21 protein-coding genes and 2 pseudogenes are annotated in these 26,503 nt (G+C 61.4%); 14 read left to right on the forward strand and 9 right to left on the reverse strand.

Features of this window, described 5'->3' with window-relative positions; all coding sequences use genetic code 11:
- Positions 1 to 18: 18 nt before the first annotated feature.
- Genes RGCCGE502_RS15340 through RGCCGE502_RS15355 form a run of 4 tightly spaced genes read left to right on the forward strand, consistent with a single transcriptional unit; the run spans position 19 to position 3,853 of the window.
- Positions 19 to 936 (forward strand): dihydrodipicolinate synthase family protein, encoded by a 918-nt coding sequence (locus RGCCGE502_RS15340; RefSeq protein ID WP_016555083.1) that lies wholly within the window; start codon positions 19 to 21, stop codon positions 934 to 936.
- A gap of 5 nt (positions 937 to 941) precedes the next feature.
- On the forward strand, positions 942 to 1,955 hold the full coding sequence (locus tag RGCCGE502_RS15345) for an ABC transporter ATP-binding protein (protein ID WP_016555084.1): 1,014 nt from the start codon (positions 942 to 944) through the stop codon (positions 1,953 to 1,955).
- Positions 1,956 to 2,924 carry an ABC transporter ATP-binding protein gene (locus RGCCGE502_RS15350; RefSeq protein WP_016555085.1) on the forward strand — a complete coding sequence of 323 codons (969 nt, stop codon included), beginning with the start codon at positions 1,956 to 1,958 and terminating at the stop codon, positions 2,922 to 2,924.
- The gene (locus tag RGCCGE502_RS15355; protein ID WP_016555086.1) at positions 2,921 to 3,853 is read left to right on the forward strand and encodes a dihydrodipicolinate synthase family protein; all 933 of its coding nucleotides are present in this window, start codon (positions 2,921 to 2,923) and stop codon (positions 3,851 to 3,853) included. The genes RGCCGE502_RS15350 and RGCCGE502_RS15355 overlap by 4 nt, the downstream gene beginning before the upstream one ends.
- Before the next feature lie 41 nt (positions 3,854 to 3,894).
- Here the strand turns inward: RGCCGE502_RS15355 and RGCCGE502_RS15360 are convergent, their stop codons facing one another.
- The gene (locus tag RGCCGE502_RS15360) at positions 3,895 to 6,303 is read right to left on the reverse strand and encodes a glucan 1,4-alpha-glucosidase (RefSeq protein ID WP_016555087.1); all 2,409 of its coding nucleotides are present in this window, start codon (positions 6,301 to 6,303) and stop codon (positions 3,895 to 3,897) included.
- Between the two features lie 163 nt (positions 6,304 to 6,466).
- Here RGCCGE502_RS15360 and RGCCGE502_RS15365 point away from each other — a divergent pair, with 163 nt between their 5' ends.
- Entirely contained in the window at positions 6,467 to 7,195 is a 729-nt protein-coding gene (locus RGCCGE502_RS15365) for an ROK family protein (RefSeq protein WP_016555088.1), read from the forward strand.
- Between the two features lie 44 nt (positions 7,196 to 7,239).
- On the opposite strand, the gene RGCCGE502_RS15370 is transcribed toward RGCCGE502_RS15365, so the two are convergent.
- Positions 7,240 to 8,196, reverse strand: coding sequence for a GlxA family transcriptional regulator (locus RGCCGE502_RS15370; RefSeq protein ID WP_016555089.1), 957 nt, complete (start codon positions 8,194 to 8,196; stop codon positions 7,240 to 7,242).
- A 92-nt stretch (positions 8,197 to 8,288) separates the two neighbouring features.
- Here RGCCGE502_RS15370 and RGCCGE502_RS15375 point away from each other — a divergent pair, with 92 nt between their 5' ends.
- From RGCCGE502_RS15375 to RGCCGE502_RS38905, 8 genes and pseudogenes are all read left to right on the forward strand, one after another.
- Entirely contained in the window at positions 8,289 to 9,182 is an 894-nt protein-coding gene (locus RGCCGE502_RS15375; RefSeq protein ID WP_016555090.1) for a beta-keto acid cleavage family enzyme, read from the forward strand.
- Positions 9,183 to 9,387: 205 nt separating this feature from the next.
- On the forward strand, positions 9,388 to 10,941 hold the full coding sequence (locus tag RGCCGE502_RS15380) for an ABC transporter substrate-binding protein (RefSeq protein WP_040674641.1): 1,554 nt from the start codon (positions 9,388 to 9,390) through the stop codon (positions 10,939 to 10,941).
- A 71-nt stretch (positions 10,942 to 11,012) separates the two neighbouring features.
- Positions 11,013 to 12,518: a carnitine 3-dehydrogenase gene (locus RGCCGE502_RS15385; RefSeq protein WP_016555092.1), complete on the forward strand. Its 1,506-nt coding sequence runs from the start codon at positions 11,013 to 11,015 to the stop codon at positions 12,516 to 12,518.
- An 11-nt stretch (positions 12,519 to 12,529) separates the two neighbouring features.
- Complete coding sequence (locus RGCCGE502_RS15390; protein WP_016555093.1) at positions 12,530 to 13,486, forward strand: ABC transporter permease; 957 nt, start codon at positions 12,530 to 12,532, stop codon at positions 13,484 to 13,486.
- A gap of 13 nt (positions 13,487 to 13,499) precedes the next feature.
- Positions 13,500 to 14,333 (forward strand): ABC transporter permease, encoded by an 834-nt coding sequence (locus RGCCGE502_RS15395; RefSeq protein ID WP_016555094.1) that lies wholly within the window; start codon positions 13,500 to 13,502, stop codon positions 14,331 to 14,333.
- A 3-nt stretch (positions 14,334 to 14,336) separates the two neighbouring features.
- A pseudogene (locus RGCCGE502_RS15400) lies at positions 14,337 to 15,137 on the forward strand (ABC transporter ATP-binding protein); the annotation flags it as partial.
- A gap of 79 nt (positions 15,138 to 15,216) precedes the next feature.
- Positions 15,217 to 15,795, forward strand: a pseudogene (locus RGCCGE502_RS15405) (alpha/beta hydrolase fold domain-containing protein); the annotation flags it as partial.
- Between the two features lie 37 nt (positions 15,796 to 15,832).
- Positions 15,833 to 16,045, forward strand: coding sequence for an alpha/beta hydrolase family protein (locus RGCCGE502_RS38905; protein WP_019279998.1), 213 nt, complete (start codon positions 15,833 to 15,835; stop codon positions 16,043 to 16,045).
- A gap of 30 nt (positions 16,046 to 16,075) precedes the next feature.
- Here the strand turns inward: RGCCGE502_RS38905 and RGCCGE502_RS15410 are convergent, their stop codons facing one another.
- From RGCCGE502_RS15410 to RGCCGE502_RS15440, 7 genes are all read right to left on the reverse strand, one after another.
- Positions 16,076 to 17,299 (reverse strand): cyanate transporter, encoded by a 1,224-nt coding sequence (locus RGCCGE502_RS15410; RefSeq protein WP_016555097.1) that lies wholly within the window; start codon positions 17,297 to 17,299, stop codon positions 16,076 to 16,078.
- A 27-nt stretch (positions 17,300 to 17,326) separates the two neighbouring features.
- The gene (locus RGCCGE502_RS15415; RefSeq protein ID WP_016555098.1) at positions 17,327 to 18,046 is read right to left on the reverse strand and encodes an aspartate/glutamate racemase family protein; all 720 of its coding nucleotides are present in this window, start codon (positions 18,044 to 18,046) and stop codon (positions 17,327 to 17,329) included.
- Positions 18,047 to 18,117: 71 nt separating this feature from the next.
- Positions 18,118 to 19,560: an amidohydrolase family protein gene (locus RGCCGE502_RS15420; RefSeq protein ID WP_016555099.1), complete on the reverse strand. Its 1,443-nt coding sequence runs from the start codon at positions 19,558 to 19,560 to the stop codon at positions 18,118 to 18,120.
- Between the two features lie 12 nt (positions 19,561 to 19,572).
- Complete coding sequence (locus tag RGCCGE502_RS15425; RefSeq protein ID WP_016555100.1) at positions 19,573 to 21,297, reverse strand: dipeptide ABC transporter ATP-binding protein; 1,725 nt, start codon at positions 21,295 to 21,297, stop codon at positions 19,573 to 19,575.
- Positions 21,297 to 22,196 carry an ABC transporter permease gene (locus tag RGCCGE502_RS15430; RefSeq protein WP_016555101.1) on the reverse strand — a complete coding sequence of 300 codons (900 nt, stop codon included), beginning with the start codon at positions 22,194 to 22,196 and terminating at the stop codon, positions 21,297 to 21,299. Before RGCCGE502_RS15430 ends, RGCCGE502_RS15425 begins: the two co-directional genes overlap by 1 nt.
- Positions 22,196 to 23,161, reverse strand: coding sequence for an ABC transporter permease (locus tag RGCCGE502_RS15435; protein ID WP_040674688.1), 966 nt, complete (start codon positions 23,159 to 23,161; stop codon positions 22,196 to 22,198). Before RGCCGE502_RS15435 ends, RGCCGE502_RS15430 begins: the two co-directional genes overlap by 1 nt.
- 205 nt (positions 23,162 to 23,366) lie before the next feature.
- Complete coding sequence (locus RGCCGE502_RS15440; RefSeq protein ID WP_016555103.1) at positions 23,367 to 24,938, reverse strand: ABC transporter substrate-binding protein; 1,572 nt, start codon at positions 24,936 to 24,938, stop codon at positions 23,367 to 23,369.
- A 160-nt stretch (positions 24,939 to 25,098) separates the two neighbouring features.
- On the opposite strand from RGCCGE502_RS15440, the gene RGCCGE502_RS15445 reads away from it, so the two are divergent.
- Entirely contained in the window at positions 25,099 to 26,463 is a 1,365-nt protein-coding gene (locus RGCCGE502_RS15445; protein ID WP_016555104.1) for an amidohydrolase family protein, read from the forward strand.
- The last annotated feature ends 40 nt before the right edge of the window (positions 26,464 to 26,503 follow it).

Below are 26,503 nucleotides of genomic sequence, written 5' to 3' on the forward strand. Positions count from 1 at the left end.
ACTCGAAAGAAAGAGACAATGACAAAATTCAAAGGTGTAATTCCTCCAGTCGTGACGCCGCTCAATGCGGATTTCACGGTCGACTATCCGTCCTACACGCGGGTTCTGGAGCATCTCATCGAGGGCGGTTGCCACGGTGTTTTCGTGCTCGGCTCGACAAGCGAGGTGATCTTCCACGACGACAAGACGCGCCGCGAGATCATCGAGCACTCGGCAAAAGTGGTGAACGGACGCGTACCGCTGATCGTCGGCGTCATCGATCCGACGACGGATCGCGTCATTCATCATGCGGACGTTGCCAAGCGTGCCGGTGCCGACGCCGTGGTTGCCACCGCGCCGTTCTATACGGTCACCAGCCAATCCGAGATCCTCGACCATTTCCGCTTTATCCGTGACGCCGTCGACGTGCCGCTGGTCGCCTATGACATTCCGGTCTGCGTCCACGTCAAGCTGCAGCGCCAGACGACGGTGGCCTTGGCAAGAGAAGGCACGATCATCGGCCTCAAGGATTCCAGCGGCGATGACGGCAATTTCCGCTATGCCCTCCTCGATCTCGCTGATCGGCCGGATGTGTTCCTGATGACCGGCTCGGAGATTGTCGTCGACAATGCCTTGCTGATGGGCGCGCACGGGGTCGTTCCGGGCATCGCCAATGTCGATCCTCACGGCTATGTGCGCCTTTGGGACGCCGCCCAGCGTGGCGACTGGGTCGCCGCACGCAAGGAGCAGGAGCGGCTCTGCCGCCTTTTCGAAATCGTCTGGGTTGCCCAGGGCCGCGTTAGCGGCGGCGCCTCCGGCATCGGTGGCTTCAAGACTGCCATGAAGAGCCTCGGCATCATCGACAGCGCGGTCATGCCGCGCCCGCGCGCTGCGCTCAACGAAGCCGAGACAGCCAGGATCAACGAGATCCTGCGCGCAACCGGCCTGCTTGGGTGACCAATATGCCGTCAGCCGAACCGATCCTCGCCATTCAGGGCCTCAAGACCATCTTCCGCATTCGCGGAGGCGATGTCACGGCAGTCAACGATGTCGACCTGACCGTCGGCGCGGGGGAGACCGTGGCCCTGGTGGGAGAATCCGGTTCGGGCAAATCGGTGACCAGCCTTTCCGTCATGCGCCTTCTGACCCGTAACATCGGATCGATCGCGGCAGGTAGCATCCGGCTACGCCGAAAGGACGGATCCGGATGCAATCTCGTTTCGCTGACGGAAGACGAGATGCGCGACATTCGCGGCGACGACATCGGCATGGTGTTTCAGGAGCCGATGTCCAGCCTCAACCCCGTCTATACAATTGGCGATCAGATCTCCGAGCCAATTCGCATTCATCACAGAGCAAGCCGGAAAGCGGCAATGGCTACGGCCATTTCGCTGCTGGAAACCGTCGGGATTCCAGATGCCAAGCGCCGGGCCCGTCAGTATCCGCACGAGCTGTCCGGTGGCATGCGCCAACGTGCGACGATCGCCATGGCGCTTGCCTGCGACCCGACCTTGCTGATTGCGGATGAGCCAACAACCGCACTCGACGTGACGATCCAGGCGCAGATCCTCGACCTGCTGATGAAGCTTCAGCGCGAGCGCGGAATGGCAATGCTGTTCGTCACCCACAATCTCGGCGTCGTCGCCCAGATCGCCCATCGCGTTGCCGTTATGTACACCGGCCGCATCGTCGAAGAAGGCCCGGTCAACGAGGTCTTCAGCAATCCAAAACACCCCTATACGAAGGGCCTTCTCGCCTCGATGCCTCGGCTTGGCGATGCGACACGGATGAAACAATCGGGCGAAAAGCTCGCAGCCATTCCGGGCGTTGTTCCGAGCCTGATGAACATGCCTTCTGGCTGCACCTTCGCACCGCGTTGCCAATTTGCGATCGAGGCCTGTCGCAAGGCGGTGCCGGCGCTCGAAGCCGTTGGACCGCTTCATAAGAGCCGATGCATTCGCTGGCGGGAGATTTAGATGACCAAGCCTTTGCTTTCCGTTCGCGACTTGTCGAAAAGCTACACTTCCCACGGCACGCAACTGACAATCCTGAAGGACATTTCCTTCGAGATCGGCAAGGGCGAAGTCGTTGGGCTGGTTGGCGAATCCGGCAGCGGTAAAACGACGATCGGCCGCTCTGTCCTTCGCCTGGTCGAGCCGTCATCTGGCAACGTCCGCTTCGATGGCGTGGAGTTGACCGGCCTTTCATCCACGGCGATGCGACGCATGCGTCCGCGGATGCAGTATATCTTCCAGGACCCCTTTGCCAGCCTCTCGCCGCGCATGACCATCGGCGAGATCCTGACCGAAGGCCTGAAAATCCAGCGCATCGGAACCCGCAGGGAGCGGCTCGAGCGCGCCCGTGTGGCGCTCGAGCAGGTCGACTTGCCGGCAGAAGCGATCAATCGCTACGCGCACGAGTTCTCAGGCGGGCAGCGTCAGCGCATCGGCATTGCGCGCGCGCTGACACTGGCCCCGGAACTGATTGTCGCCGACGAGCCGGTATCGGCGCTCGATGTCTCCATCCAGGCGCAGGTGATAAACCTGCTGCGCGATCTGCAGCAGCGGCTTGGGCTGACCATGCTGTTCATCTCGCACGACCTTGCGGTCGTGGAGTATATCTGTGACCGGGTGATCGTCCTCTATCTCGGGCGCATCATGGAGATCGCGGCGAGCAGCGACCTCTACGCCCGGCCGCAGCATCCCTATACGCGCGCGCTACTGTCCGCCATCCCCTCCACCGATGTCGGCGCCAAACGCGAGCGTCAGGTGCTGAAGGGTGAAATCCCGAGCCCCGCCAATCCGCCGAGCGGCTGCGTTTTCCGCACCCGCTGTCCGCATGCCATCGAAGCCTGCAGCCAGGCCGTTCCTGAGCTGCGGGAAGTCGCCCCGGGACACCTCAAGGCGTGCATTCGCGACGACATACCGTTGGGAGCCATGCCTTGACGACGCAGAGACGACATTCAATCGCCGGCAATTGGGCGAGCCTTCTTCTCCCGATCGTGGAGGACGACGCGATCGATTTCGCTGCCCTCGGCGAAGAGGTCGACATCCTGATCAATGCCGGGGTCGACGGCATCTATTCGAATGGTACAGCCGGCGAGTTCCACAATCAGACGGACGTCGAGTTCGAGCGGATCCAGGTTATCCTCGCGGAGCGTTGCACAGGCGCCGGCATGCCATTCGTGATCGGCGCATGCCAGCCGGATCCGCACATCGCTCTGTCACGCGTTGCCCGCGCATCCGCGCTGAAGCCGCTGGCGATCCAGGTCATTCTGCCGGACTGGTGGCCCGTCACCGATCTTGAGGCAATCGATTTCCTGAGACGCGCGACGGACCGCGCCGAGGGGATCCCCTTGATCCTCTACAATCCGCCACATGCCAAGCGGGTTCTGACGCCGCGGGAGCTTGCCGCCGTCTGTGGCCCATCGCCTGCCGTCGTCGGTATCAAGCTCGCCGATGGCGACGCCAATTGGTATGCCGCTGCCCGCGAATACCTTGCCGAGTTCGCGCTCTTTGTGCCTGGCCATCATCTCGCGACCGGCATGAGCCACGGCGTTGCCGCAGGTGCCTTTTCCAACGTGGCCTGCCTCAGCCCGCACGGCGCTCAGTGGTGGACAGATTTGATGGCGGAAGACATCGAAGCCGCGCTGGCAATCGAGAAACGTATTTGCGCGTTCATGGATGACCACATCGTTCCATTCCGCCAAGCGCAAGGCTACTCGAATGCCGCCCTCGACAAGTTGCTGTGCGCGATCGGAGGCTGGGGACCGGTTGGACCGAAGCTCCGCTGGCCATACCGCTCTATCGATCAAGCCGAAGCAGAGCGTCTAAGACAGATCGCGCGAGCGGAACTGCCCGAACTCTTCGATTGAGCGGAGTCAAATGCGGCCGTGACGGACCCCCGCGGTCGCACTCAAACCACGTCGATCTTGAAATCGGCATCTTCCCACCGCTGGGTGTTCGTCCAGAAGATTGTAAACAGAATTGTGCCTGGACCCAGCCGCTCTGTCGGCAGATCGCAGACGTATGTGCCGAAACCCGTATCGTGAGTATGACTGTCGACAACGGTTGCCCAACCGTCGGTCGACCAATGCACGAGGGCCTGTTCGGGCAGTTCGATCCGCAGTTTGCGGCCGGCAGCCATACGGGTGCGCTTGGCGTTTAGGCGCCATGCGAATGGCGGACGACCGGGCTTCGCCGCGACATACCGAGCAAAGGTTTGAGGCGGCATGTCGAAGACGACGCCATCGCGGATCGAGCGCAGGAGCTTGATATGTTCCGCGTGAGCCCAGACCAAGGGCATGGCGCTGCCGGACGGACGACCGAGAAAGAGCTCGCGCTCCGGCACGTCGTCGCTATCCCATATCTGCTCCGGCAGCAGCCCGCCATCGCTTGCCGAAGCTTCCAACGCCGCCAAGAGGCGTTGCGCCTCATCGCGTCGTCCAGCGGCAAGTTCGTAATGGGCGCGCTCGCCGGTCAAAAGCGGCCAAAGCCGGCCGACGCCGCGACCGGCGAATGGCGCGCCGCCAACGCGCTCCCCGTAGCCGTCGTCATTGTACCGGTACCAGTAGGATCCGGTCGGCAGGTCACGTCGCAATTCGGCATCGATCGCCGCGATCGTGCCTAGGATGCGTGGGTCGTCGGCGGCGCGAAGTCCGAACCGCACCAAGGCAAGCGCGTCGGGGCTAATAAGAAGGTCTGCTTCGAGCACGGCCTCGCCATCGTCGCGATTGCGGATCGGGATGAAGTCCCGGCCGAGCGAGGAGACGTCTTCCGCGGCGGTGGCAATGCGAACGTAGTAGCCGTCGATGCCGAGCCGGCGCGACAACTTCGTATCGCTGGCATAGGTCCACTCCTCGATGCGCTCGTTCCAACCATCTGCGACTTCCCGCAGATATTGCGCTTGAGGCAACCGTCCGGCCGCTTCCATCGCATCGGCCGCCGCGAGCAAGCCCGCGATCTCGACGGCCAGCGTAAAGGGCGAGTAGCCAGCATCCTCTTCCCAGCGATCTTGCTGGGTTGCGGGGCCGTTGGTGACGATGTAGGCCGCAGCAGCCTCGATCATCGCCACGTATCGGCCTGTCTCCGACAAACCGATCACGCCGGCGCGAAGAAGCATGTCGTAAAGCAGGACAGGAAAGGCCGTCTCGTCCATCTGGATGCCGTTCCAATACGGCCGGCCGTCTAGCCAGGCATTTTGCACCCAATGGCCATCTGCCTCCTGGATCGCCGAGAGATAGTCGAGCACCGACCGCGCATCGGCTTTGGCGCCAGCGGCAAGCAGCCCTCCCGCGGTTTCCACCAGATCGCGTGTCCAGACCAGATGATACCCGCCGAGATCGTCATCGCTTTTGTTGAAGCCCCAGGGGATGGAAAGGCTCGCGATAATGGCGCCGGAGGCATCGTCGCGGTGGCTGGCGAGCACGCTGGTGCTGACCCGGTAACGGTTCAACTGGTTGGGATCATGAGGCTCGTCCAACGCAAGCAAGCCGGCCTGCCACTCCCGCCAGCCGCTCTGATAGTACCGCAGCGCCGGCTCGATACCCTGCTCCAGGCTGAGGACGGCACGGAAAGCAGCCTCCTCGGGCTGCGCGCCGAAACCGATGGCGACCAATATCCGCCCTTGACCCGCCTGCAGGTCGAGTGTCCCCGATAGCGCAACATTGCCGGACACGGCACAGCGATACTCCTCCTTCAGCCCTTCCCCCCGCGACAACGTTTGCCAGCCATCCGAAAAACCGACATACCCGGCCGAACGCGCAAGCCAAGGCACCGAAGCGGCAACCGCAAGCGCTCGACCAGAACCCTCGGCAAAAAGCATCGGCCTGCCCTTGAAATCGGAGCACCAGGCGGTGTTGTCGGCACCGCCGTTGACGAGATGCGGTGCCACGAGGGCGTGCAGTTGGTAGTCGGAGAGGCCACCGATCAACGCCTCGAAGCGTACCTCTTGCAGCACCACCTCGCGCTCAGGATCGGTAAGGATCGTTTTGGTGATGCGATAACGGCCATCGCGGGCGGTGTTGATAAGGCGGAAGGCCGGGACGCCATCCTCGATTGCCTGCACCCGATGATCGGCATCACGCTTCTCTTCCGAGAAGTAACCATCGCCCGTCACGATGAAGCCGAAATCGCGGACACAGGCCATGTCCAGCCGCGGCGCATAGATCTCGTTGAGGATACCGTGGCTTGCCGTGAACCAAACGGGACTTGCCGGGCCGACGGCGGTGCCGACCGCGCTCTTATCACTTGAGGTCCAGCGCGGCTCGATCCCGGGAGCGCCGGGTGGGTCGATGGAACCGGGAGGCAAGCTCGGAAAGGTCAAGTGATGATCCTCCGCTAGTGTGCGCTCTTTTCAGTGAGCCATCCTGGCGTTTAAATCAAGCGACACCGCATTTTCGCCCGACGCTTGACAGAGGCTACCGATCTTGCCCCGATACGCGGTGCGGCAGGGATGAGAGCATAGGCCGGCAGAGGAGCGCAAAGATATGGCAGACACCGTCAACACATCTGCAGCCGAACGGAAGCGCGAGCAAACCAAAGCGCCGACCGGCCGCACTGTGCTTGCCGTCGATATCGGCGGATCGCACGTGAAAGTCGAACTCAGCAGCGGCAGCGAACGACGCGCGGTCGATTCCGGTGATCAGATGACCGCGACCAAGATGGTAGGTGCGCTACGCGATCTTACCCAAGACTGGCATTACGACGTTGTCACGATGGGTTACCCAGGTCCCGTCGCCGCCAATCGTGCCGCGGCCGATCCCTTCAATCTCGGGCCGGGTTGGAAGGATTTCGATTTCGAAGCCGCCCTCGGCCGGCCGGTCCGAATGGTCAACGACGCTTTGATGCAGGCAATCGGCAGCTATGAAAACGGCCGGATGCTCTTCCTCGGCTTAGGCACCGGCCTGGGCTCGGCCATCATCGCCGAGAATGTCTGCATGCCGCTGGAACTGGCTCACATGCCCTACCGCAAGGCGACCTTCGAAGACTATGTTGGCGAGCGAGGACTGAAGCGGCGAGGCAAGAGCAAGTGGCGGAAATCGGTCTTTGACGTCGTCGATCGTCTAGGGGCGGCGCTGCTGCCTGACTACATCGTGATAGGCGGCGGCAATGTCGACCGGCTCAAGGAACTGCCGCCGAAGTGTCGACGCGGCAACAATGACAATGCGTTTCGCGGCGGCTTCCGTGTTTGGTTGGATGACAGCCTGCGAATTTGAGCGGAGGGGCTTCACCCAACCGGTCGAGCAAGGGCACTCGGCGCTCAATTGCGCGGTGCGCCTCGCCGGTTGCGCCGCGTCCCCCGCAATGTCGATCCGAAGTGGCCGCTGAAAGCTCTGGAGAGGGATGCGGCCGAAGCGAAGCCGGTACGCGCGGCGATCTCGTGCGCGGCGAGCGACGTTTCCTCGGCGAGGCTGCGCGCGACGTCGAGCCGGATGCTTTGATAGTAATGGCCAGGCCCCATCCCGAACTCTCGCTGAAAGAGGCGGGCCAGCGTACGCGGAGACGTCGCGGTCGCATCCGAGATCGCGTCGAGGCTGAGCGGGCTTTCGACATGCGCGCGCATGCAGGCGACGGCTTTTAGAAGCTGCGGAACGCGCGTTGCCAGGGAAAGGCTGCGCGCGCCCCGTTCCTCCGGTGCTCGCAATCGGGCATCGTAAACGAACATGTTGGAAACATCGAAGGCGAGTGCTCCGCCGCCATGATCACCAATCAGCTTGAGCATGAGATCGACGACTGTTGTGGCGCCGCCGGCGGTGATCCGGTTGCGGTCGATGACGAAGCGATCGGATGTAACCTCAATATCCAGATGGATCTCGGCGAATTGGGAGAGATCCTGCCAATGTATCGTGGCGCGGTAACCGCTCAGCAGGCCGGCTTGCGCGAGCAGCCAGGCGCCGCTGTCGAGCCCGCCAACGATGCCAATAAACCGGCTTAGACGCTGCAGCCGCTTCAACACCGAGCTCTGTGCGTGCTCGCGCGCACCGTAGCCAGCAACAATGAACAGGATGTCGAGATCACCGGCGTCCTCGATGTTGCCGTCGCAGCGCAGGAGCAGGCCACTGGAGCTACGGACATCCATTCCCTCCGACGACAGCAATCGCCATGCGAATGTGTTAGGACCCGCATAGTCACGCGCCGCGCGCAGCGGCTCGATCGCGCTGGCCAACACCATATTGGAAAAACCGTCGAAGATCAGAAAGCCACAGCTCAAACCCATTCTGTCAATTCCTGCAAACTCTTTGGCAGTTTATGCCAATAAGCGCACACCGGCAATTCGTATAGTCGCCTCATCGAGTTAGGAGGCCGCACGTGAATTGGGACGTATTCATTACCTGCGCAGTCACCGGTTCAGGCGCCACCGTCAGCAAGAGCGACAGGCTCCCGGTAACTCCCAAGCAAATTGCCGAGGCTAGCATCGAGGCCGCAAAGGCTGGTGCGGCTGTCGCTCACATTCACGTGCGCAACCCTGAAACGGGTGCGCCTTCGCGCGATCCCGCCCTTTACCGCGAAGTCGTCGCGAGAGTGCGGGATTCCGGAGTCGACGTCGTCCTCAACCTGACAGCCGGCATGGGCGGCGATCTGGTACTCGGTTCCGCGGAACAGCCGCTGCCATTCAATCCGAAGCAAACGGATATGGTGGGCTCGACCGAGCGGCTTATCCATGTCGAGGAACTGTTGCCGGAGATTTGCACGCTGGACTGCGGCACGATGAACTTTGCCGAGGCCGATTATGTGATGACCAATACGCCAGGCATGCTGCGGGCAATGGCAGCCCGCATCCAAGCGGCTGGCGTCAGACCGGAAATCGAGGTTTTCGACACCGGCCATCTCGTGCTTGCCAAGCAGCTGGTCAAGGAAGGGCTGATCGACGATCCGGTCATGATCCAGCTCTGCATGGGCATCCCTTACGGCGCGCCTGACGATCCCGGTACGCTGATGGCCTTGGTCAACAATGTGCCGGCGGGCTGGACCTACTCGGCATTTTCCATCGGCCGAAATCAATTGCCCTACGTTGCGATGGCGGCGCTAGCCGGTGGAAATGTCAGGGTCGGCCTGGAGGACAATCTCTTTCTTTCAAAGGGTGTCCTGGCCAGCAACGGTCAACTCGTCGAGCGGGCCGCGTCGATCCTGTCGGCAATGAACGTCAACATCCTGCGACCGCAAGATGTTCGGGAAAAACTGAAACTGAGAAAGCGTTGGTAGGAGCGAGCAGGACCAATCGATTTGACCGAAGCAGCCAAGACAGCGGAGAAATTTTGTGGCGGCATCCGATGCCGCCAGCCAGAATTCGGCTATGAGCTTGCCTGCGGCGACCTTATCCCCTTTCCATCTGCTTCGACCCAGACAAGGAGGTGCGCGACCAGCAGCCTGTCAATCGATGAATGAGAAGCAAAAAAGGGGAACAACAATGTCTCAGAATTCTATGACGAGAAGAGGCCTGCTGCAGGCAACTGCAGCGGCAGCGCTGATATCTGCAATGCCCTCGCGCTCCCATGCTCAATCATCGCCGAAACGCGGTGGGATGCTCCGCATCGGCCACTCCGGCGGCGCCACGTCCGACTCCATCGATCCGGCCACCTACGCGGCGGGACCCGTCGTGACGGCCATGTTGGGCGGTGTCTGCAACAACCTCGCCGAAGTCGATGCAGACGGAAAGATTGTGCCGGAGCTTGCGGAAAGCATGGAGCCAAGTCCCGATGCGAAAGTCTGGACCTTCAAGCTCCGCAAGGGGGTCACGTTTTCCAACGGCAAGCCGCTGACACCCGAGGACGTCATGGCGTCCTTCAATCATCACCGTGCCAAGGACTCGACGTCCGGCGCGAAGGCGATCCTTTCGGAGGTCGTCGATATCCGCAAGGATGGCGAGGCCGTTGTCTTCGAATTGAAATCCGGCAACGCTGACTTCCCGTTCCTGACGGCCGAGTATCAGTTCGTCATCATGCCGGCCAATACCGATGGCACGCTGGACTGGAAGTCCGGCATTGGTACGGGCGGCTACACGCTGGAATCGCACGAGCCCGGCGTACGCATCAAGCTGAAGCGCCGGCCGGACTACTGGAAGCCTGATCACGCCTGGTTCGACGAGGTCGAACTGCTGACGATCAACGACGCAACGGCCCGCCAGAATGCCTTGCTGACGGACCAGGTCGATGTCATCAACAGCGTCGAGATCAAGACGTTGCCGCTGCTGCAGCGGAAGGCCGGCATTACCATTGAAGAGGTGACGGGCACCGCCCACTACCTCTGGCCCATGTGGTGCGATAGCGAGCCGTTCAAGGACGTGAACGTGCGCCTGGCGCTGAAATACGCCGTCAATCGCGAAGAACTGCTGCAGAAGATCCTCCGCGGCCACGGTCACCTCGGCAACGACAGCCCGATCGCGCCGGCCAACCGCTTCTACGCCGCCGATCTGCCGCAACGCGCCTATGACCCTGACAAGGCCAAATTCCACCTCAAGAAGGCCGGTCACGACACGCTGAAGATCGAACTTTCCGCGGCAAACGCCGCCTTCGCCGGCGCCTTGGACGCCGCGACGCTATTCCAGGCAAGCGCCGCAAAATGCGGTATCGACGTCAACGTCAAGCGCGAACCCGACGATGGCTACTGGTCGAACGTGTGGTTGAAGAAGCCATTCGTCACTGGCTACTGGAACGGCAGGCCGACCGAAGATTCGATGTTCTCGCTGGTCTATGCAAAGGGCGCGGACTGGAACGAAACCCATTGGTCCAATGACCGCTTCAACCAGCTCCTGCTTGAGGCGCGCTCCAGCCTCGACGAAACCAAGCGCCGCGAGATGTATCATGAGATGCAGCAGCTCGTCAGCGATGACGGCGGCGCGATCATCCCGATGTTCAGCAACTATATCGATGCCCGCAACGACAAGGTTGCGCATGGAAAGCTGGCGTCGAACCGCTTCTTCGACGGCTGGAAGCTGATCGACCGCTGGTGGAGCGCCGCCTAAGGCACTCCACCGATTGTCGGCGCCGCCTAGAGGGCGGCGCTTGCTCCAATCTCAAATCTGGCAAGGTGAACATGACTGGCACGGTGAAATCCGCCGCAGCGATCGGCGGCGGCGTCATAGGCGGCGGCTGGATCGCTCGATTTTTGCTCAACGGCTACGATGTCAAGGTCTTTGACCCGCATCCGCAAGCGGAACGGCTGGTGGGAGAAGTTCTCGCCAATGCGGAGCGCGCCTATCGCAAGCTGACCCTCGCTCCCATGGCGCCGAAGGGTAAGCTGAGCTTCGTGTCGTCCATCGAAGAAGCAGTTTGCGATGCCGACTATGTGCAGGAGAGCGTGCCGGAACGGCTCGATCTTAAACGCAAGGTCTACGCCGAAATCGAGAGGCACGCCAAGGAAAGTACGTTGATCGGGTCGTCCACCTCGGGGTTCAAGCCGACGGAACTCATCGAGGGCCTAGCAACGCCGGAGCGCCTATTCGTCGCCCATCCTTTCAATCCTGTCTATCTGCTCCCGGTGGTCGAAGTGGTACCGGGGCAAACATCGCCGGACAATCTCGATCGTGCCAAGTCCTTCCTCACCGCCATCGGCATGAAACCGCTGGTCGTCCGCAAGGAAATCGACGCTCATATCGCCGACCGTCTCCTAGAGGCGGTGTGGCGGGAGGGGCTCTGGCTGATACATGACGGCGTCGCGACGACGGAGGAAATCGATGACGTCATCCGCTTTGGCTTCGGGCTTCGCTGGGCCCAGATGGGCCTGTTCGAGACCTACCGCATCGCGGGCGGCGAGGCCGGCATGCGCCATTTCATGAGCCAGTTCGGCCCGGCGCTGAAATGGCCCTGGACCAAGCTTATGGACGTCCCCGATCTGACCGACGACCTGATCGATATCATCGCCGCGCAGTCGGATGCGCAATCGGGCAAGCATAGCATCCGCGAACTCGAGCGGATTCGCGACGACAATCTCGTCGCCATCATGCAGGCACTAAAGGGCAACGACTGGGGTGCTGGCGCCCTCCTCAAGGAATACGAATCCACGCTCTATGCCAACGCCCACAGCCACGCACGTCCGCCGACGGTCGATCCGGGAAAACCTTTGGCGCTCCACGCCGATCGCGTTCGGGAAGATTGGGTGGATTACAACGGCCATATGACCGAAAGCCGCTATCTGCAGGTCTTCGGGGACGCAACCGATGCCTTCCTGCACTTTATCGGCATGAACAAGCATTATCTGGCCAGCGGCCGCTCGCTCTACACTGTCGAGACGCACATCAGGCACCTGCGCGAGGTGAAGATGGGGGCACCGTTGCGTGTGGAAACGCTGCTGCTCGGCTTCGACCAAAAGAGAGTGAGAATCGTGCACGAACTCTACGGCGGACCTCAGGACGAACTCCTGGCGACCGGCGAACACATGCTCCTGCACGTCGATACGACAAAGTCCGCCGCGTCGCCGATGGATCTGTCTCTATCGATCAAATTGGGAGAGGTGTGGAAACACCATCGTCATCTGGAGGTTCCGGCCTATGCAGGCAAGCCGGTGCGTGAAATCATGATGGAATCCGCTGCCGCCAGCTAAGGGATATCGCAATGGGGCCCATACCGAAGCTGATACTCAAGAGGTTTTCGACCGGTCTGCTGACGCTCTTCCTGGTATCGATCATCATTTTCTTCGCGATCGAACTCCTTCCGGGCGATGCCGCTCAGCAGCTGCTCGGCCAGAGCGCAACGCCCGAAACGCTTGCGGCCCTGCGCGAACAACTCGGGCTGAACCAGCCAGTGGTCATGCGCTATGTGCACTGGCTAGGCGGCGTCGCCACCGGCGATTTTGGCATGTCTCTTGCCAACAACCGCCCGGTGGGGGAACTGATTGCCGGGCGGCTTGGCAACACACTGTTTCTCGCCGCCTATGCTGCAGCACTTGCCATTCCCGTGTCACTGACGCTGGGACTTCTGGCCGCCCTCTGGCGCAACAGCCTGTTCGACCGCCTCTCGAGCCTCCTGACGTTGACCTCGATCTCCTTTCCGGAGTTCTTCGTCGCCTATATCCTCATCCTGTTTTTGGCTGTGCGAACGAGCCTGTTCCCGTCGCTCGCCACCGTGGACGCCACGACCTCGCTCATTGAGCGGCTTTACATCTGTTTCCTGCCGGCGATTACGCTTACCCTCGTCATCGCCGCACACATGATGCGGATGACACGGGCGTCGATCATTAACCTGCTTGCCAGCCCCTATATCGAGACTGCGCGGCTGAAAGGACAATCACGCTTCAAGGTGATAAGCCGTCACGCCCTGCCCAACGCGCTCGCCCCGATCGTCACGGTCGTTACGCTAAACCTCGCCTATCTCGTAACGGGCGTTTTGGTGGTCGAGGTCGTCTTTGTTTATCCGGGCCTGGGACAATTGCTCGTCGATTCCGCCGCCAAACGCGATCTCGCCGTCGTTCAGGGCTGCTGTCTGATCTTCGCTGCGATCTACATTTTCCTCAACATGTTTGCGGACATCATCGCGATCGCGACCAATCCGCGCTTGCTGCATCCGCGATGAGGAGGAAGCACGTATGACTGCCATTGCAAAATCGCTCCGCCTCTCGACCGTCCCATGGTCGGCGCGTCTCGGCCTTCTTATCATCGCCTTCTACATCGTCGTCGCGGTCTTTGCGCCGTGGCTTGCTCCCTACGGCGAAGCTGAAGTTGCCGGCGGCGAGTTTGAACCATGGAGTTCCCTGTTCGTGCTCGGAACCGACGGCCTGGGGCGCGATATGCTCTCCCGCCTGATCTTCGGTGCCCGCAATACGATCGGCGTGGCTTTCGTGACCACCGCCCTCGCCTTCCTGATCGGCGGCGCCAGCGGAATGCTGGCCGCGACCCTGGGAGGCTGGACGGATGAAGTGTTGTCACGCATCGTCGATGTGATCATGGCGATACCGCGCGTGATCTTTGCGTTGTTGTTGCTGACCATTTTCGGCACCGGCCTTGTTAATCTGATCCTCATCATTGCGATCCTGGACTCGACCAGCGTCTTTCGCCTGACACGCGCCGTTTCGATGAACGTGGTCGTCATGGAGTTTGTCGAAGCTGCAGCGCTGCGCGGTGAGAGCCTCTGGTGGATCATCCGCCGTGAAATTTTGCCCAATATCCTTCCGCCGCTCATCTCGGAATTCGGCCTGCGCTTCTGCTTCGTTTTCCTGAGCATTTCTGCCCTTTCCTTCCTCGGCCTCGGATTGCAGCCACCGACTGCGGACTGGGGGAGCATGGTCAAGGAAACGGCTTCGCTGATCAGCTTCGGCGACATCACGCCGCTGCTGCCGGCCGGGGCCATCGCGCTGCTCACCGTCGGGGTCAACTTTGTCGTCGATTGGATGCTGCATCGCTCCAGCGGCTTGAAGGACTAGACGATGGGCAACGTAAAACCGCTCCTGGAAATTCGTGGCCTGAAAATGGAAGCACAGATCGACGGTGCGTGGACCGAGATCGTCCATGGTGTCGATATCGATCTCAGGCGAGGCGAAGTGCTGGGACTGATTGGCGAATCCGGCGCCGGCAAGTCGACCATCGGACTTGCGGCCATGGGCTATGCTCGCAACGGCTGTCGGATCAGCGGCGGCTCGGTTTGTTTCGATGGAGAGGAACTCCTCGGCCGCAGCGAAACCTTCCTGCGCAAGCTTCGGGGCCAGCGTATCGCCTACGTTGCGCAGTCGGCGGCAGCGAGCTTCAACCCGGCACATCGCCTCATCGACCAGTATGCCGAAGCCCCGATAGCCCATGGCCTTCTGAGTAGGCAGGATGCGGAACGGCAGGCCGTCGATCTCTATCGCCGCATGCGTCTGCCGGAACCCGACGTTATCGGCTGGCGCTATCCGCATCAGGTTTCCGGTGGCCAGTTGCAACGCGCCATGACCGCGATGGCGATGGCCTGCAAGCCTGATCTCATCATCTTCGACGAGCCCACGACAGCGCTCGACGTTACCACCCAGATCGAAGTATTGGCCGCGATACGCGATGCTGTCCGCCAGTTCGGTACCGCCGCGATCTACATCACCCACGATCTGGCCGTGGTTGCGCAAATGGCGGATCGCATAAAGGTGCTCCTGCGCGGACGCGAGGTCGAGGACCAGTCCACGCGTGGCATGCTTGCCGAGCCGAAGGAAGCCTATACCAAGAGCCTTTGGTCAGTCCGTTCGATGGAGGCGGAAGATAATCGCCAAGACGGAAGCATCCTATCCCGCGGATTCGAATGTCGCTTCGGCAACGGACAATCGCCGCTATTACGACGCGATGTGCGCTGCCTTTCGCCAGCCTCGTCCCACGGATATCAGCGTCATCGACACCACCGTCAATCATGTCCCGGTGCGGCACTACATACCGGCTCATGCCAGCGAGGGCCGGCCTTCAATTCTCTATTGTCATGGCGGCGGATTCGTCGTCGGTTCCCTGGAAAGCCACGACGACGTTTGTGCCGAAATCGCAAACAGCACCGGCATGCATCTGACCGCCGTCGACTACCGTCTTGCGCCGGAGCATCGCTATCCCGCTCAGATCGATGACCTCGAAACGGTCTGGCGTCATCTCGCGGTGAAAACGCCGCGACTGATTACGGTCGGCGACAGCGCCGGCGCCAATCTCTGCGCGGCGCTCTCCCTGCGCATGCGGCGTCTCAGCGGCCCAATGCCGATAGCGCAGCTCTTGATCTATCCCGGCCTCGGAGGAGATCACTCCTGGCCGTCCTATATAGAGAACGCGGAAGCGCCGCTGCTGCGCACTTCCGATCTCGCCGGCTATCGCGCCGCCTATTCCGGCTCCGAGCAGCCATCAGATCAGGAGTTGGAGGAAGTATCGCCTCTGGAGGCAAAAGACTTCTCGGGCCTGCCGCGAACACGGGTATTCACCGCCGATGTCGATCCTGCGCGACGACGGGAAGGCCTATGTCGATCGCCTGAAAGCCGCAGGCGTCGATGCCGATTGGCGCAACCACGAGCAACTCGTGCACGGCTATCTGCGCGGCCGCATCATGAGCCGCAGAATCCGCGCTGCATTCGAGGAAATCTGCCGCGCGCTACAAGAGATGGCAAAGGACGTTTCCCTCACGCCCGACTTTGCCGGTTAGGCGAGGCTCGCTGCGAGCACGCCTTCTTTCCTACGCCGAGCCAATGCTGGCATGGGCCGGAAAAGTCAGGCCGATGGCGTCCTCATAGCTCCGGGGACTGAAGCGTACGTAGAGAGCAAATACGACCACGAGGCACGCCAGGTGCATGATCCACCCGCTGGCAAAGCTGCCGGTCATGCCGTGTAGGAAGGATGTGGCAAAGGGTCCAAGCGATGCAATCAGAAAGCCACCTCCTTGCATCAGGGAGACGAGAACGCCGGCCTGCTCCGGCCGTGGCAGATGATCCAGCGCCGTGACAATGGCAAGGGAGAAACTTCCCCCGAGCCCAGCGCCACAAATCGCCACCCACAGGACCGGCAGCATTCCCGAAAGAAATGCCAGCCCCGCAAAACCGATGGCCTGCATCAGAAGTGTCAGCAGCAACCAGCCGCGACGATCGATGCTGCGGCGTGCCAGGTTGGGAAGAAGAAGGGCAGAGACGGCCTGGCTGACCGCCATGATCGCGACCAGATTGCCGCTCTCAGCGTTCGACCAGCCGTGCGCCTGATAGTAGGGCGCGAGCCAAGCGACCATCGACGAATACCCGCTGTTTACCAGACCAAACGCGATCATCAATGTCCAGGTGCGCGGACGGCGTAGCAGCAGACCTGTCAGATCCTTGTCGGGTTTGGACGCCTTGGAGTCCGACAGCACAAGGAATGCCACACAAAATGCGATCGCAGCGGGCACTGCCAGCCAGGCAAGCGCGGTCCGCCAATCGTATCCACTGTTGACGAGGGCCGGCGTCAGCCGCGCACCGACCGCACCACCGCCCATAAGCATACCCGAATAGAGACCGGTGACAGCAGGCACGCTGGCCGGAAATTTTGACTTGATGATGCCGGGGAACGCGGCCTGAATGAATGCCACCCCAACGCCGCAGAGCGCCGCCGTCAGGATGAACGAAAGCCCCCCGGGTGCGACGAGCCTCAGCAGAGAGCCTACCGTCAGCATCGCAAGGGCGGCAAGGATGCCGCGGCGTGTGCCGATCGCAGCCTGGATGCCAGGCGCCACGAATGCGCCGACGCCCATCAGCAACATCGGCAACAAGGTCAGCATCGCAAGCATGCTGTAGCCCATTGCCGTGTCGGCCACGATATTCGCAACGACCGGCGCCGGCGCGGTGAGGAATGGCCGCAGGTTCACTGCAATCAACATGACAAGGAGTAGCATCGGCCAATGCCGATCGCCGGCAGCCTGGGTGACCTTCAGCATTTGATGTTCCAATATTGCAAAGACGCTCTACCTCGGGCCGACATCATCACTGCAATGTCGGGGTAGCGCCGTGCGGGTCGCTCGCGGCTGTAATTCAAGGCTTGTCAGCAGCTCCGCGAGTCGGACCGCCGCGGATACGCCTTCTACCACCGGGACCGAATGAAGGTCGGATAGTTGCTGCGCCATGTCGGCCATACCGGCACATCCCAGAACGATCGCACCGGAGCGGTCCACGCGAAGCGCATCACGAATCCCCTCGCCTATGGTCGAAAGTGCCGCACTCGGATCCGCCTCCAGTCCCAGCACCGGAATGCCGCTCGCCCGCACTGTTCCAACCGATGCGAGGCCGTAGCGAACGAGATTGTCTTCAAGCACAGGAATCGAGACCGGCAGCGTCGTGATGATGGTGAAGCGCCTGGAAATCATCGCGGCGATCCGCGCGGCAGCCTCGCCGATGCCAATGACCGGCTTGCGGGTGAGCATGCGCGCGGCATCAAGGCCGGTGTCATCAAAACAGGCGATGATATAGGCATCCATCGCGCCGCCGCGTTCGGCCCGTTCAATGCAATCGAGAAGCCCCGGAACAGCCCTCGCCCCATCGACGGCACCTTCGATGGAAGCCGGGCCGCGATCGTTCTGCATAGCAATGATTTCAGTCGTCTTATGCGCGGCCCTCAAGGCCGCAGCGCCGATGGCGGTCGTCATGGACGATGTCGAGTTCGGATTGATAATGCCGATACGTGTCATGAGAGAATTCCTGATGTCGCTCAAGCCGGAGACTGCCGTCGCCAACCCGTCGAACGGACTGCCGAGACGCCCTATTCGATGAGGCTAGTATCGCGGCTGTGGCGCCAGAACATGTCAGGCGTCACCAACAGATCCCGCAGCCCCAGCCGGTCGATTAACAGTTCGGTCTCACGCTGCGCGGCATCGAGAACTGCGTCCTGGTTGACATTCACGGGATTGCGGTCGCGGAGCAGCACGCGGCCACCAACCAGAACGGTGTGGACATCGTTGCCGTTGGCAAAATAGGTCACCCGGAACTCCGGCATGTTGGCCGGATAGAGGTGCGGGCGCCGCAGATCGACGAGAATGATATCCGCCTTCTTGCCGGGCTCCAGCGATCCGATCTCATGGTCGAGACCAAGAACGCGTGCCGCATCGATCGTGCACATTTCCAGGACCTTGCCCGGCGGGAGCCAGCTCGGATCGTGGAAATGGGTCCGATGGTAATGCATGCATTGCTGCATGTGCCGAAACATGTCCGCCGAACGGTCAGGCGCCGTCGCATCGGAGCCTATTGCAACGACGACACCGGCATCGAGAAGCTCGGGAACCGGACAGCGCGCCAGGATAGAAGCAACCGCGCTTGGATTGTGAACGATGCGCGTCTCTGTCTCTGCGCAGATGGCGATTTCCCTGTCATCAAGTCCTGTGGCGTGAGAGAGAAGCGTGCGCGGCCCGAGAATCCCGATCTCGCGTGCGATGCGAACACTGCCTCTGGTATGACCGTCCTGGGTGAAGAGCAAACCACGGTCGTCGGCCAGACGCTTGACCTTGCGCGATTGCGCGATCGCGTCCTCGGCGCCGCGAGCGTCAAGGTGTTCCTGATGCAGTGTTGGCGTCAGCAGCGCGACATGCAGGCGATCCTCGTGAGTGCGGTGCCAACGATCGACGAGGGTTTGGCACGTTGACAGCTGCTGCTCGAACGAGACTGCACGGTCCAGCCGAACGGAATCTTCCCAGTGTGCATACGTCAGGGGATGCGGGGGTCGCGTCGTACCGACGGCAACGACCGAGCGCGTTCCGATGCCAAGCACGCCCTCCATATGGGCGTCGCCATAGACAGGCTCGTCAGTGCGCATGACTGAATCGCCGCCGCCGAGCAAAGAAACGCCCGTCGTCACCCCAAAGCGCAGGCGCTCCAACGCCGCAAGCTGCGCCTCTGCATGCCAGAACTCCGGCGTCGAACCGACCGTGTAGGCGCCCTGACAAGCGCGATACCAGAGGTTGCTTCGCCCGCCGCCCATCGTCTTGATGAGGCCATGCCCGGCATGCGCATGGCTGTCGACCAGCCCGGGCATGATTGCCATACCACCGGCATCGATCGTTTCCCGCGCCGGATGATCCCTCGCGACCTCCTCCGAGGGACCGACAGCGACGATGCGGTCGCCCTCGATGGCCACGGCCCCATCGGGAATGATCCGCCGCTCGTCGTCGATGGCGATCACGGTGCCGTTTCTAATCAGAATGTCTGCCATTGCTTCAAATTCTCACAGACTGGCGACGGCATTCTCTTTGCAGAGAATGCGATCGAGGGAAGGAGCCAGGCGCAAAAGTTCGCGCGTGTAGTCGTGTCGCGGTGCCGAGAAGAGCGTTTCCGTATCAGCCAACTCGACGATCTCTCCCGCCTTCATCACGGCGACGCGGTCGCACATCTGGCGGATCACCGCCAGATCGTGACTGATGAACAGGATAGAGAGGCCGGCGAGATCACGCAGATCCTTGAGGAGATTGAGGATCTGCGCCTGGACCGAGACGTCGAGTGCCGAGGTTGGTTCATCGCAGATCAGCATGGATGGCAACGGCCCCAACGCCCTAGCAATGGCTATGCGTTGCCGCTGTCCTCCCGAAAAGGCATGCGAGAACCGGGCACCGGCGTCTCCCGGCAAACCGACTGCTTCGAGCAGAGTCTTCGCGTCAAGGCGCGCCTCTTCCGCTGTCGAGGCAAGCTTGTAGAACAGGATTGGCTCAGCGATCGCCGAGTTGATCCGCAGCCGCGGATTGAGTGCGGAGTACGGATCCTGGAATACCATCTGCAGCGATTGCCGAACCGACTTCTCACGGCGCGCGCCAAGCGCGGCACCCTGGAATTCGATCTTGCCTGAGGTCTGCGTGACGAGCCCGGCAATGGTATTCGCGACCGTGGTCTTCCCGCAGCCGGATTCGCCAACAAGGCCGAAGATCTCGCCTCGCCGGACATCGAAGGAAACATCCTTGACCGCACGGAAGACAGACGACTTGCTGCCCGGCATGAAGGAACGGCTGCCATATTCGACGCACAGGTTACGAACGTCGAGAACGACGTCTGTCTGCTTGGCGCCGCCGCGGCTTGTGCTCTTCGTGCGGACCGCCTCGCGGGCCTTGAGCGTGGTTTCGGTCTCCTCGCTCGGAACCGGCAGACGCTTCAGCCGCGTGTCGATCGGGGGTACGGCCGATATCAGCGTGCGAGCATAGGGCGCCTTCGGCGATGTGAGGACATCGCGTGCTGGCCCGCTTTCGATGATATGGCCGTTCTGCATGATCGTGACGCGATCGGCGATCTCGGCCACCACGCCCATATTGTGCGTGACCAACAGAATACCCACCCGGCGCACGTCGGCGAGATCGCGGATCAGCCTGAGGATTTGAGCCTGCACAGAGACATCGAGCGCCGTCGTCGGCTCGTCGGCGACGATCAGCTGCGGATCGCAGGCGAGCGCCGTGGCGATGACCACACGCTGCCGCTGGCCGCCCGACAGCTGATGCGGATAGCTGCCAAGCCGGCGTTCCGGTTCCGGAATGCCAACGGCCTTCATGAGGTCGAGGGCCTTGGCGCGTGCCTCCCGCCGGCTGATTTTCAGATGTGTCAGCATGCCTTCGCACAGCTGGCTCTCGACCGTGAAGAGCGGGTTGAGGCTCGTCATCGGATCTTGAAAGATCGCGCCGACGTCGCGGCCGGGGATGATGCCCGCGGTGCGACCGGTACGAACATCGATAGGCTTGCCTGCGATGGCGATCGAGCCCGATGCGATCCTGCCGGGAGCCTGCAGGAGGCCCATCAGTGCGTTGCCGACGGTCGTCTTGCCGGCGCCGGATTCACCGACCAAGGCGTGAATTTCGCCGGGCTCGATCGTCAGATTGACGTCGTTGACGGCTGCGAGGGTCTCACCGTTGGCGAGCGGATATTCGACTCGCAGGTTCCTGATCTCCAGGACAGGTTGCGTTGCGTTTCTCATCAGCGTGCCATCAGTTTGGGATTGAAGCGATCTCGCAGGTAGTCACCGATAATGTTGACCGCCAGGACGAGGATGACGAGGACGGTGGCGGGCATCACGGCGATCCACCACAGGCCGGAGAACAGGAACTGGTTGCCGATGCGGATCAGCGTGCCGAGCGACGGATAGGTCGGCGGCATGCCGGCGCCTAGAAACGACAGCGTCGCCTCGGTCAGGATCGCGCCGGCGAGATTGATCGTCGCAATGACCATGACCGAGCTCATTACGTTCGGCAGGATATGGCGAAGCATGATACGGCGTGGCGGCAGACCGATGACCTTTGCAGCGCGCACATAGTCCCTCGATATCTCGACCATGCTGGAGGCGCGCACTGTGCGGGCGTACTGAACCCACTCGTTGATCGCGATCGCGAAAATCAGGATGAGTGGAGCCCAGGTCAGAACGGTATCTGCATGCAGTTGGGCGCGGGCGATGCCGCTGATCAGAAGCGCTACGAGGATCGTCGGGAAGCTGACGAGGATGTCGGCAAGGCGCATCACGACGCTGTCGACGAGCCCGCCGAAGAAGCCCGCGATCAGGCCCAGCGCGACACCGACGGCAGCGGCGAACAAGACGGCTCCAATACCGATGAGGATGGAGATCCGCAGGCCGAAGAGGATGACCGAAACGAGGTCGCGGCCTTGGTTGTCAGTGCCGAGCAGGAAGCGCGGGTCGCCGCCCTCCATGAAGATCGGCGGGATCTCCATGTCCATCAGCGAGTAGGACGAGACATCGCGGGGATCCATCGGCGCGATCATCGGCGCGAAGATCACGAGCACCAGCATGATCGCCAGAACGAGGCAGGCAATCATCACGGAAATCGGCGGAAGCCTATGCAGTAGACGAGCTTGCGTGGCCATTATCGTGTCCTCAAGCGGGGGTCGATGAAGGTGTAGAGAATGTCGACGATCATGTTGATCAGCACGAACAGGAAGCCGACAAACAGCAGGTAGGCCGAAAGAACGGGGATGTCCGGATAGCCAACGGCATTGGTGAACAACAGGCCCATGCCGGGCCACTGGAACACCGTTTCCGTGACGATCGCGAAGGCGATGAGCTGGCCGATCTGCAGGCCTGTCACGGTGACGACAGGCATCAGCGCGTTGCGCAGCGCCAGACGCCCATAAATGTAAGAGCGCGGCAGTCCGCGTGCGAAGGCGAAGCGAATGTAGTCCGACGAGAGCACGTCGATCATCTCGGAGCGGACGAGACGCATGATCAGGGTCAACTGAAAGAGGGCGAGCGTGATCGAAGGCAGGATCAGGGACTTCAAGCCGGAGACCGTCAGGAAGCCGGTTTGCCAGAAGCCGAGATCGACGAGATCACCGCGCCCCGATGAGGGCAGCCAGCGCAGATTGACCGCGAAGACAAGAATGAGCAGCAACCCGGTGACGAAGGTCGGCATGGAGATGCCCACAAGCGTCAGTGATTGCGTCAGTCGCGACCAGAAGCCGTTCGGCTTCAGCGCACAGACGACACCGAGGGGGATGCCGACCGCAAGCGACATGACGGTGGCGACAAGCACGAGTTCCAGCGTCGCAGGAAGCCTGCCCAGCAGCAGGACACCAACCGGCTGCTGGTAGCGAAAGCTGGTGCCGAAGTTGCCCTGCAGCACCCGACCGACAAACTCGAGGAATTGCACGACGAGCGGCTTGTCGAGGCCGAGGGTGGCGCGAAGCGCGTCCTTCTCCGCCTGAGTTGCGCCTTCCCGAACCATCGCGGCGACAGGATCGCCGACGAACCGGAACATGATGAAAGCAATGGCCGTGACGGCCACCATCACCAGAATGGCCTGAAGCAGCCTTACCGATAGAATCCTGAACATCAGAAAGTACCTTGCAGGAGCGCGCTCGGCCGATCGGCGGAAACTGCGCTGCTTTGCGTATTCCGTTCCCTCATCCGAGCGCGGAACGGATCGAACCGGCATGACGAACGCCATCGCGCGTCGTCCCATTGGATCAGGCTCATCACCCAATTCAACGCGTGATCCCGAGGTCCTTGCGTCGCTCGGGATCACGGAAGCGGCTGGCTTACTTCAGCTGTGCGAACCAGGGGCGCACGTACTCGTCAGCGAACTGCGGAATCTCCACCTTGTCGCTCATCGCCCAGGCAACCGGCTGCTGGTGCAGCGGCAGGTAAAACGCCTGATCATGGGCGATCTGGAAGGCGGTCTTCAGCATGCCGACGCGCTTGCCTTCATCGAGCTCGACAGACGCCGACTTGGTCAGGGCATCGATCTTTGCGTCGGAAAGGCCGTTAGGGTTGCTGCCGCCGTAGTTGCCGTCGTTGGTCGCCAGCAGCGCCTGCAGGACGCTGTAGCCGTCCATCGGAGGCAGGGAGGCCCAGCCGAGCATGTAGACGTCGAGATCGCCCTTATCCATGCGCGGGAAATACGTCGTCTTGCTTTCGACGGCGACATCCGCCTGCACACCGACCTTGGCCCACATGGACGCGATCGCCAGGCAGATCTGCTCGTCGGCGATATAGCGGTCGTTCGGGCATGCCAGGCCGACCTTGAAGCCGTCGGGGTACCCGGCTTCCGCGAGCAGAGCCTTCGCTTTCTTCGCATCATAGGGCAAAGGCACGTCGATCGACTGATCGTAGCCGGTGACTTCAGGGGCGACGAGCATGCCCGAGACGCGCGACTTGCCGCGCATCAATCGCTTCTGGATCGCATTGACGTCGACGGCGTGCCAGAGAGCCTGTCGGACCTTCACGTCGAGCAGCGGATTGGGCTTGCCGGGTGCGGCATGCAGCTCCGGCCGGAAATTGAAGCCCAGGAAGATTTCGCGCAGCGACGGGTTCTCGACGACCTTCAGACCCGGGGTGCTACCGATCCGGTCGATGTCCTGCAACGGAACCGGCGCGATCATGTCGAGTTCGCCGGAAAGGAGGGCGGCCACGCGCGTTGCGTCCGACGCGATGGGACGGAACTCGACGCCGGTCAGGTTATGTTGCGGCTTGTCCCACCAGTTTTCGTTGACGGCAAAGACCGAGCGAGAATCCGGCTCGTAGGTCACCAGCTTGAAGGCGCCGGTGCCGTTGGCATGGTTGCTGGCATAGGTCGTAACACCAGTGGAGGCGTTGCCGGGCTTCAGCGCCTGGTGCTCTTCCATCCACGGCTTGCTCATGATGTAGATTGCCGCAAGATCGTTGAGCAGAAGCGGATATGGGCCGCGCAAGATCAGGTCGACCGTGTAGTCATCGACTTTCTCGACGCCGACGACGGCGGAGAGATTCTCGCGGTTGCGCGCGCCGGGATCAATCTGGCGCTGGATCGTGGCAACGACATCGTCAGCATTGAAGACCTGCCCTTCGTGGAACTTCACTCCTTGGCGAAGGTGGAAGCGCCAGCGTGTCGGCTCGACGACTTCCCATGACGTTGCCAGCGCGGGCTCGAGCACGAGATCCTTGTTACGGCGCACCAGCGGATCGAACACCATGTGGTGCACGCTCTGCGTGAAGCTGTCGACCTGTGCGTTCGGATCATACGAGATGACATCGCCGGCCGACGACCAACGCAGCGTCTTTGCCAGCGAAGGCGTCGCCAACGGCACCAGGATTACTAGCCCTGCCAGGAGGGTCTTCAGATAGTCTTTCACATCAGTCTCCCATTTTTGGTATACATATTTGTCATTTTATTGGATACGATTGTTCCCGATCATTAAAGTACATATGATGTGCACAATATCAAGCACCAATATTCGATTTTGCTTGATTGTGTACAAAACGCTCGCAAATATTCTTGAGGGAGGAGTCGCAATGGCGAAGGTTTTGCTGATTGAGAACGGTGTCGTCATCACCATGGATCCGGAACGGCGCGTCCTGGAAAAGGCACATCTGCTGATCGAAAACGGACGGATCTCGGCCATATCGGACGGCGCGATAACCGCGCCCGCAGACGCTGAACGCATGGACGCCACGGGCATGGTGGTCATGCCCGGCCTCATCGACACCCATGCGCATGCCGGCCACACCTTGACCAAAGGGCTGGGCGATGGCTCTGAACAATGGATGGATGCGACCGGACGCGTCTACGCGCAGGCAACGGATACTGAATTTTGGGCCGCTGAGGCGGCGTTATCGGCCCTGGAGCGAATAAAATGCGGCACCACCACGGCCGCGCTACTCTTTGGCGGCGGACCGGATATCATGCGCACGGAGGCACCCGAAGCCGCGCGTGCTCATCTTGCCACGGTCCTCGACATGGGCGTGCGCGAGGTCCTCGCGATCGGGCCGAACCGACCGCAGCGGCACGTTTATCGTACATTCACCGGGGATGCGTTCATTGAGACCCCAGTCTCCACCGAGGCGCAACTGGCCATATGCGCGGAGCTTGCCGACGAGTGGGCAAATCGCGACGATCGCATCCGGATTGCAATGTCCCTTCCTGTCTTCGATGCCGGCGAATTGCAGAATCGCACTGTATACAATCTATCACGACAACTGCGAGATCTTGCACGTGAGAAGAGTACACTTCTCGTTCAAGATGGCCATCGCTCCGGCTCCATTGCTGCCAATGCAGCGGCGCTAGAGCTTTTCGACGGTCGCTCGCTTCTTGCCCACTGCATCGACCTGACAGAGGACGATATCGCCGTCTTGAAGCAGAGCGGCGCGAAGGTCGCCCATAATCCGAGCGCACTGATGTCTGTATCCGGTCGCTGCCCTGCCCCGGAGTTGATCGAGCAGGGGATCACCGTATCGCTGGGCACGGATGCCGCCGCCCCCGACCGTTCGTTCGATATGTTCCGAAACATGTTTCAGGCTCATCGCTACCATGCACGGCACTTCCGGGATGACCGTGTCCTGCCGCCAATGCAGTTGCTGGAAATGGCAACGATTGCCGGTGCGCGAGCGCTGTCGATGGAGAGCGAAATTGGTTCGCTCGAGCCCGGCAAGCGCGCCGACATCATCCTCGTCAACATGCGTCAACCACACCTCTGGCCACCTGCGCATCCGGTGCAGAGGATCGCACGCTTCGCAAACGGTGCTGACGTGGACACAACGATCGTTGGTGGTCGCGTTCTGATGCGCTCACGCAAGCTCGTCGATCATGACGAGGACGCGATCCTCGATCGTGCAGGTAGAGCTTTCCGGACGATGATGGGACGGGCGCAGCTTGCCTGACGGCGAAGAGGCAGCATCGGCAATGGCAGGCAGGCTAGGG

It is taken from the genome of Rhizobium grahamii CCGE 502, from assembly GCF_000298315.2.
GTDB classification, from domain to species: domain Bacteria; phylum Pseudomonadota; class Alphaproteobacteria; order Rhizobiales; family Rhizobiaceae; genus Rhizobium; species Rhizobium grahamii.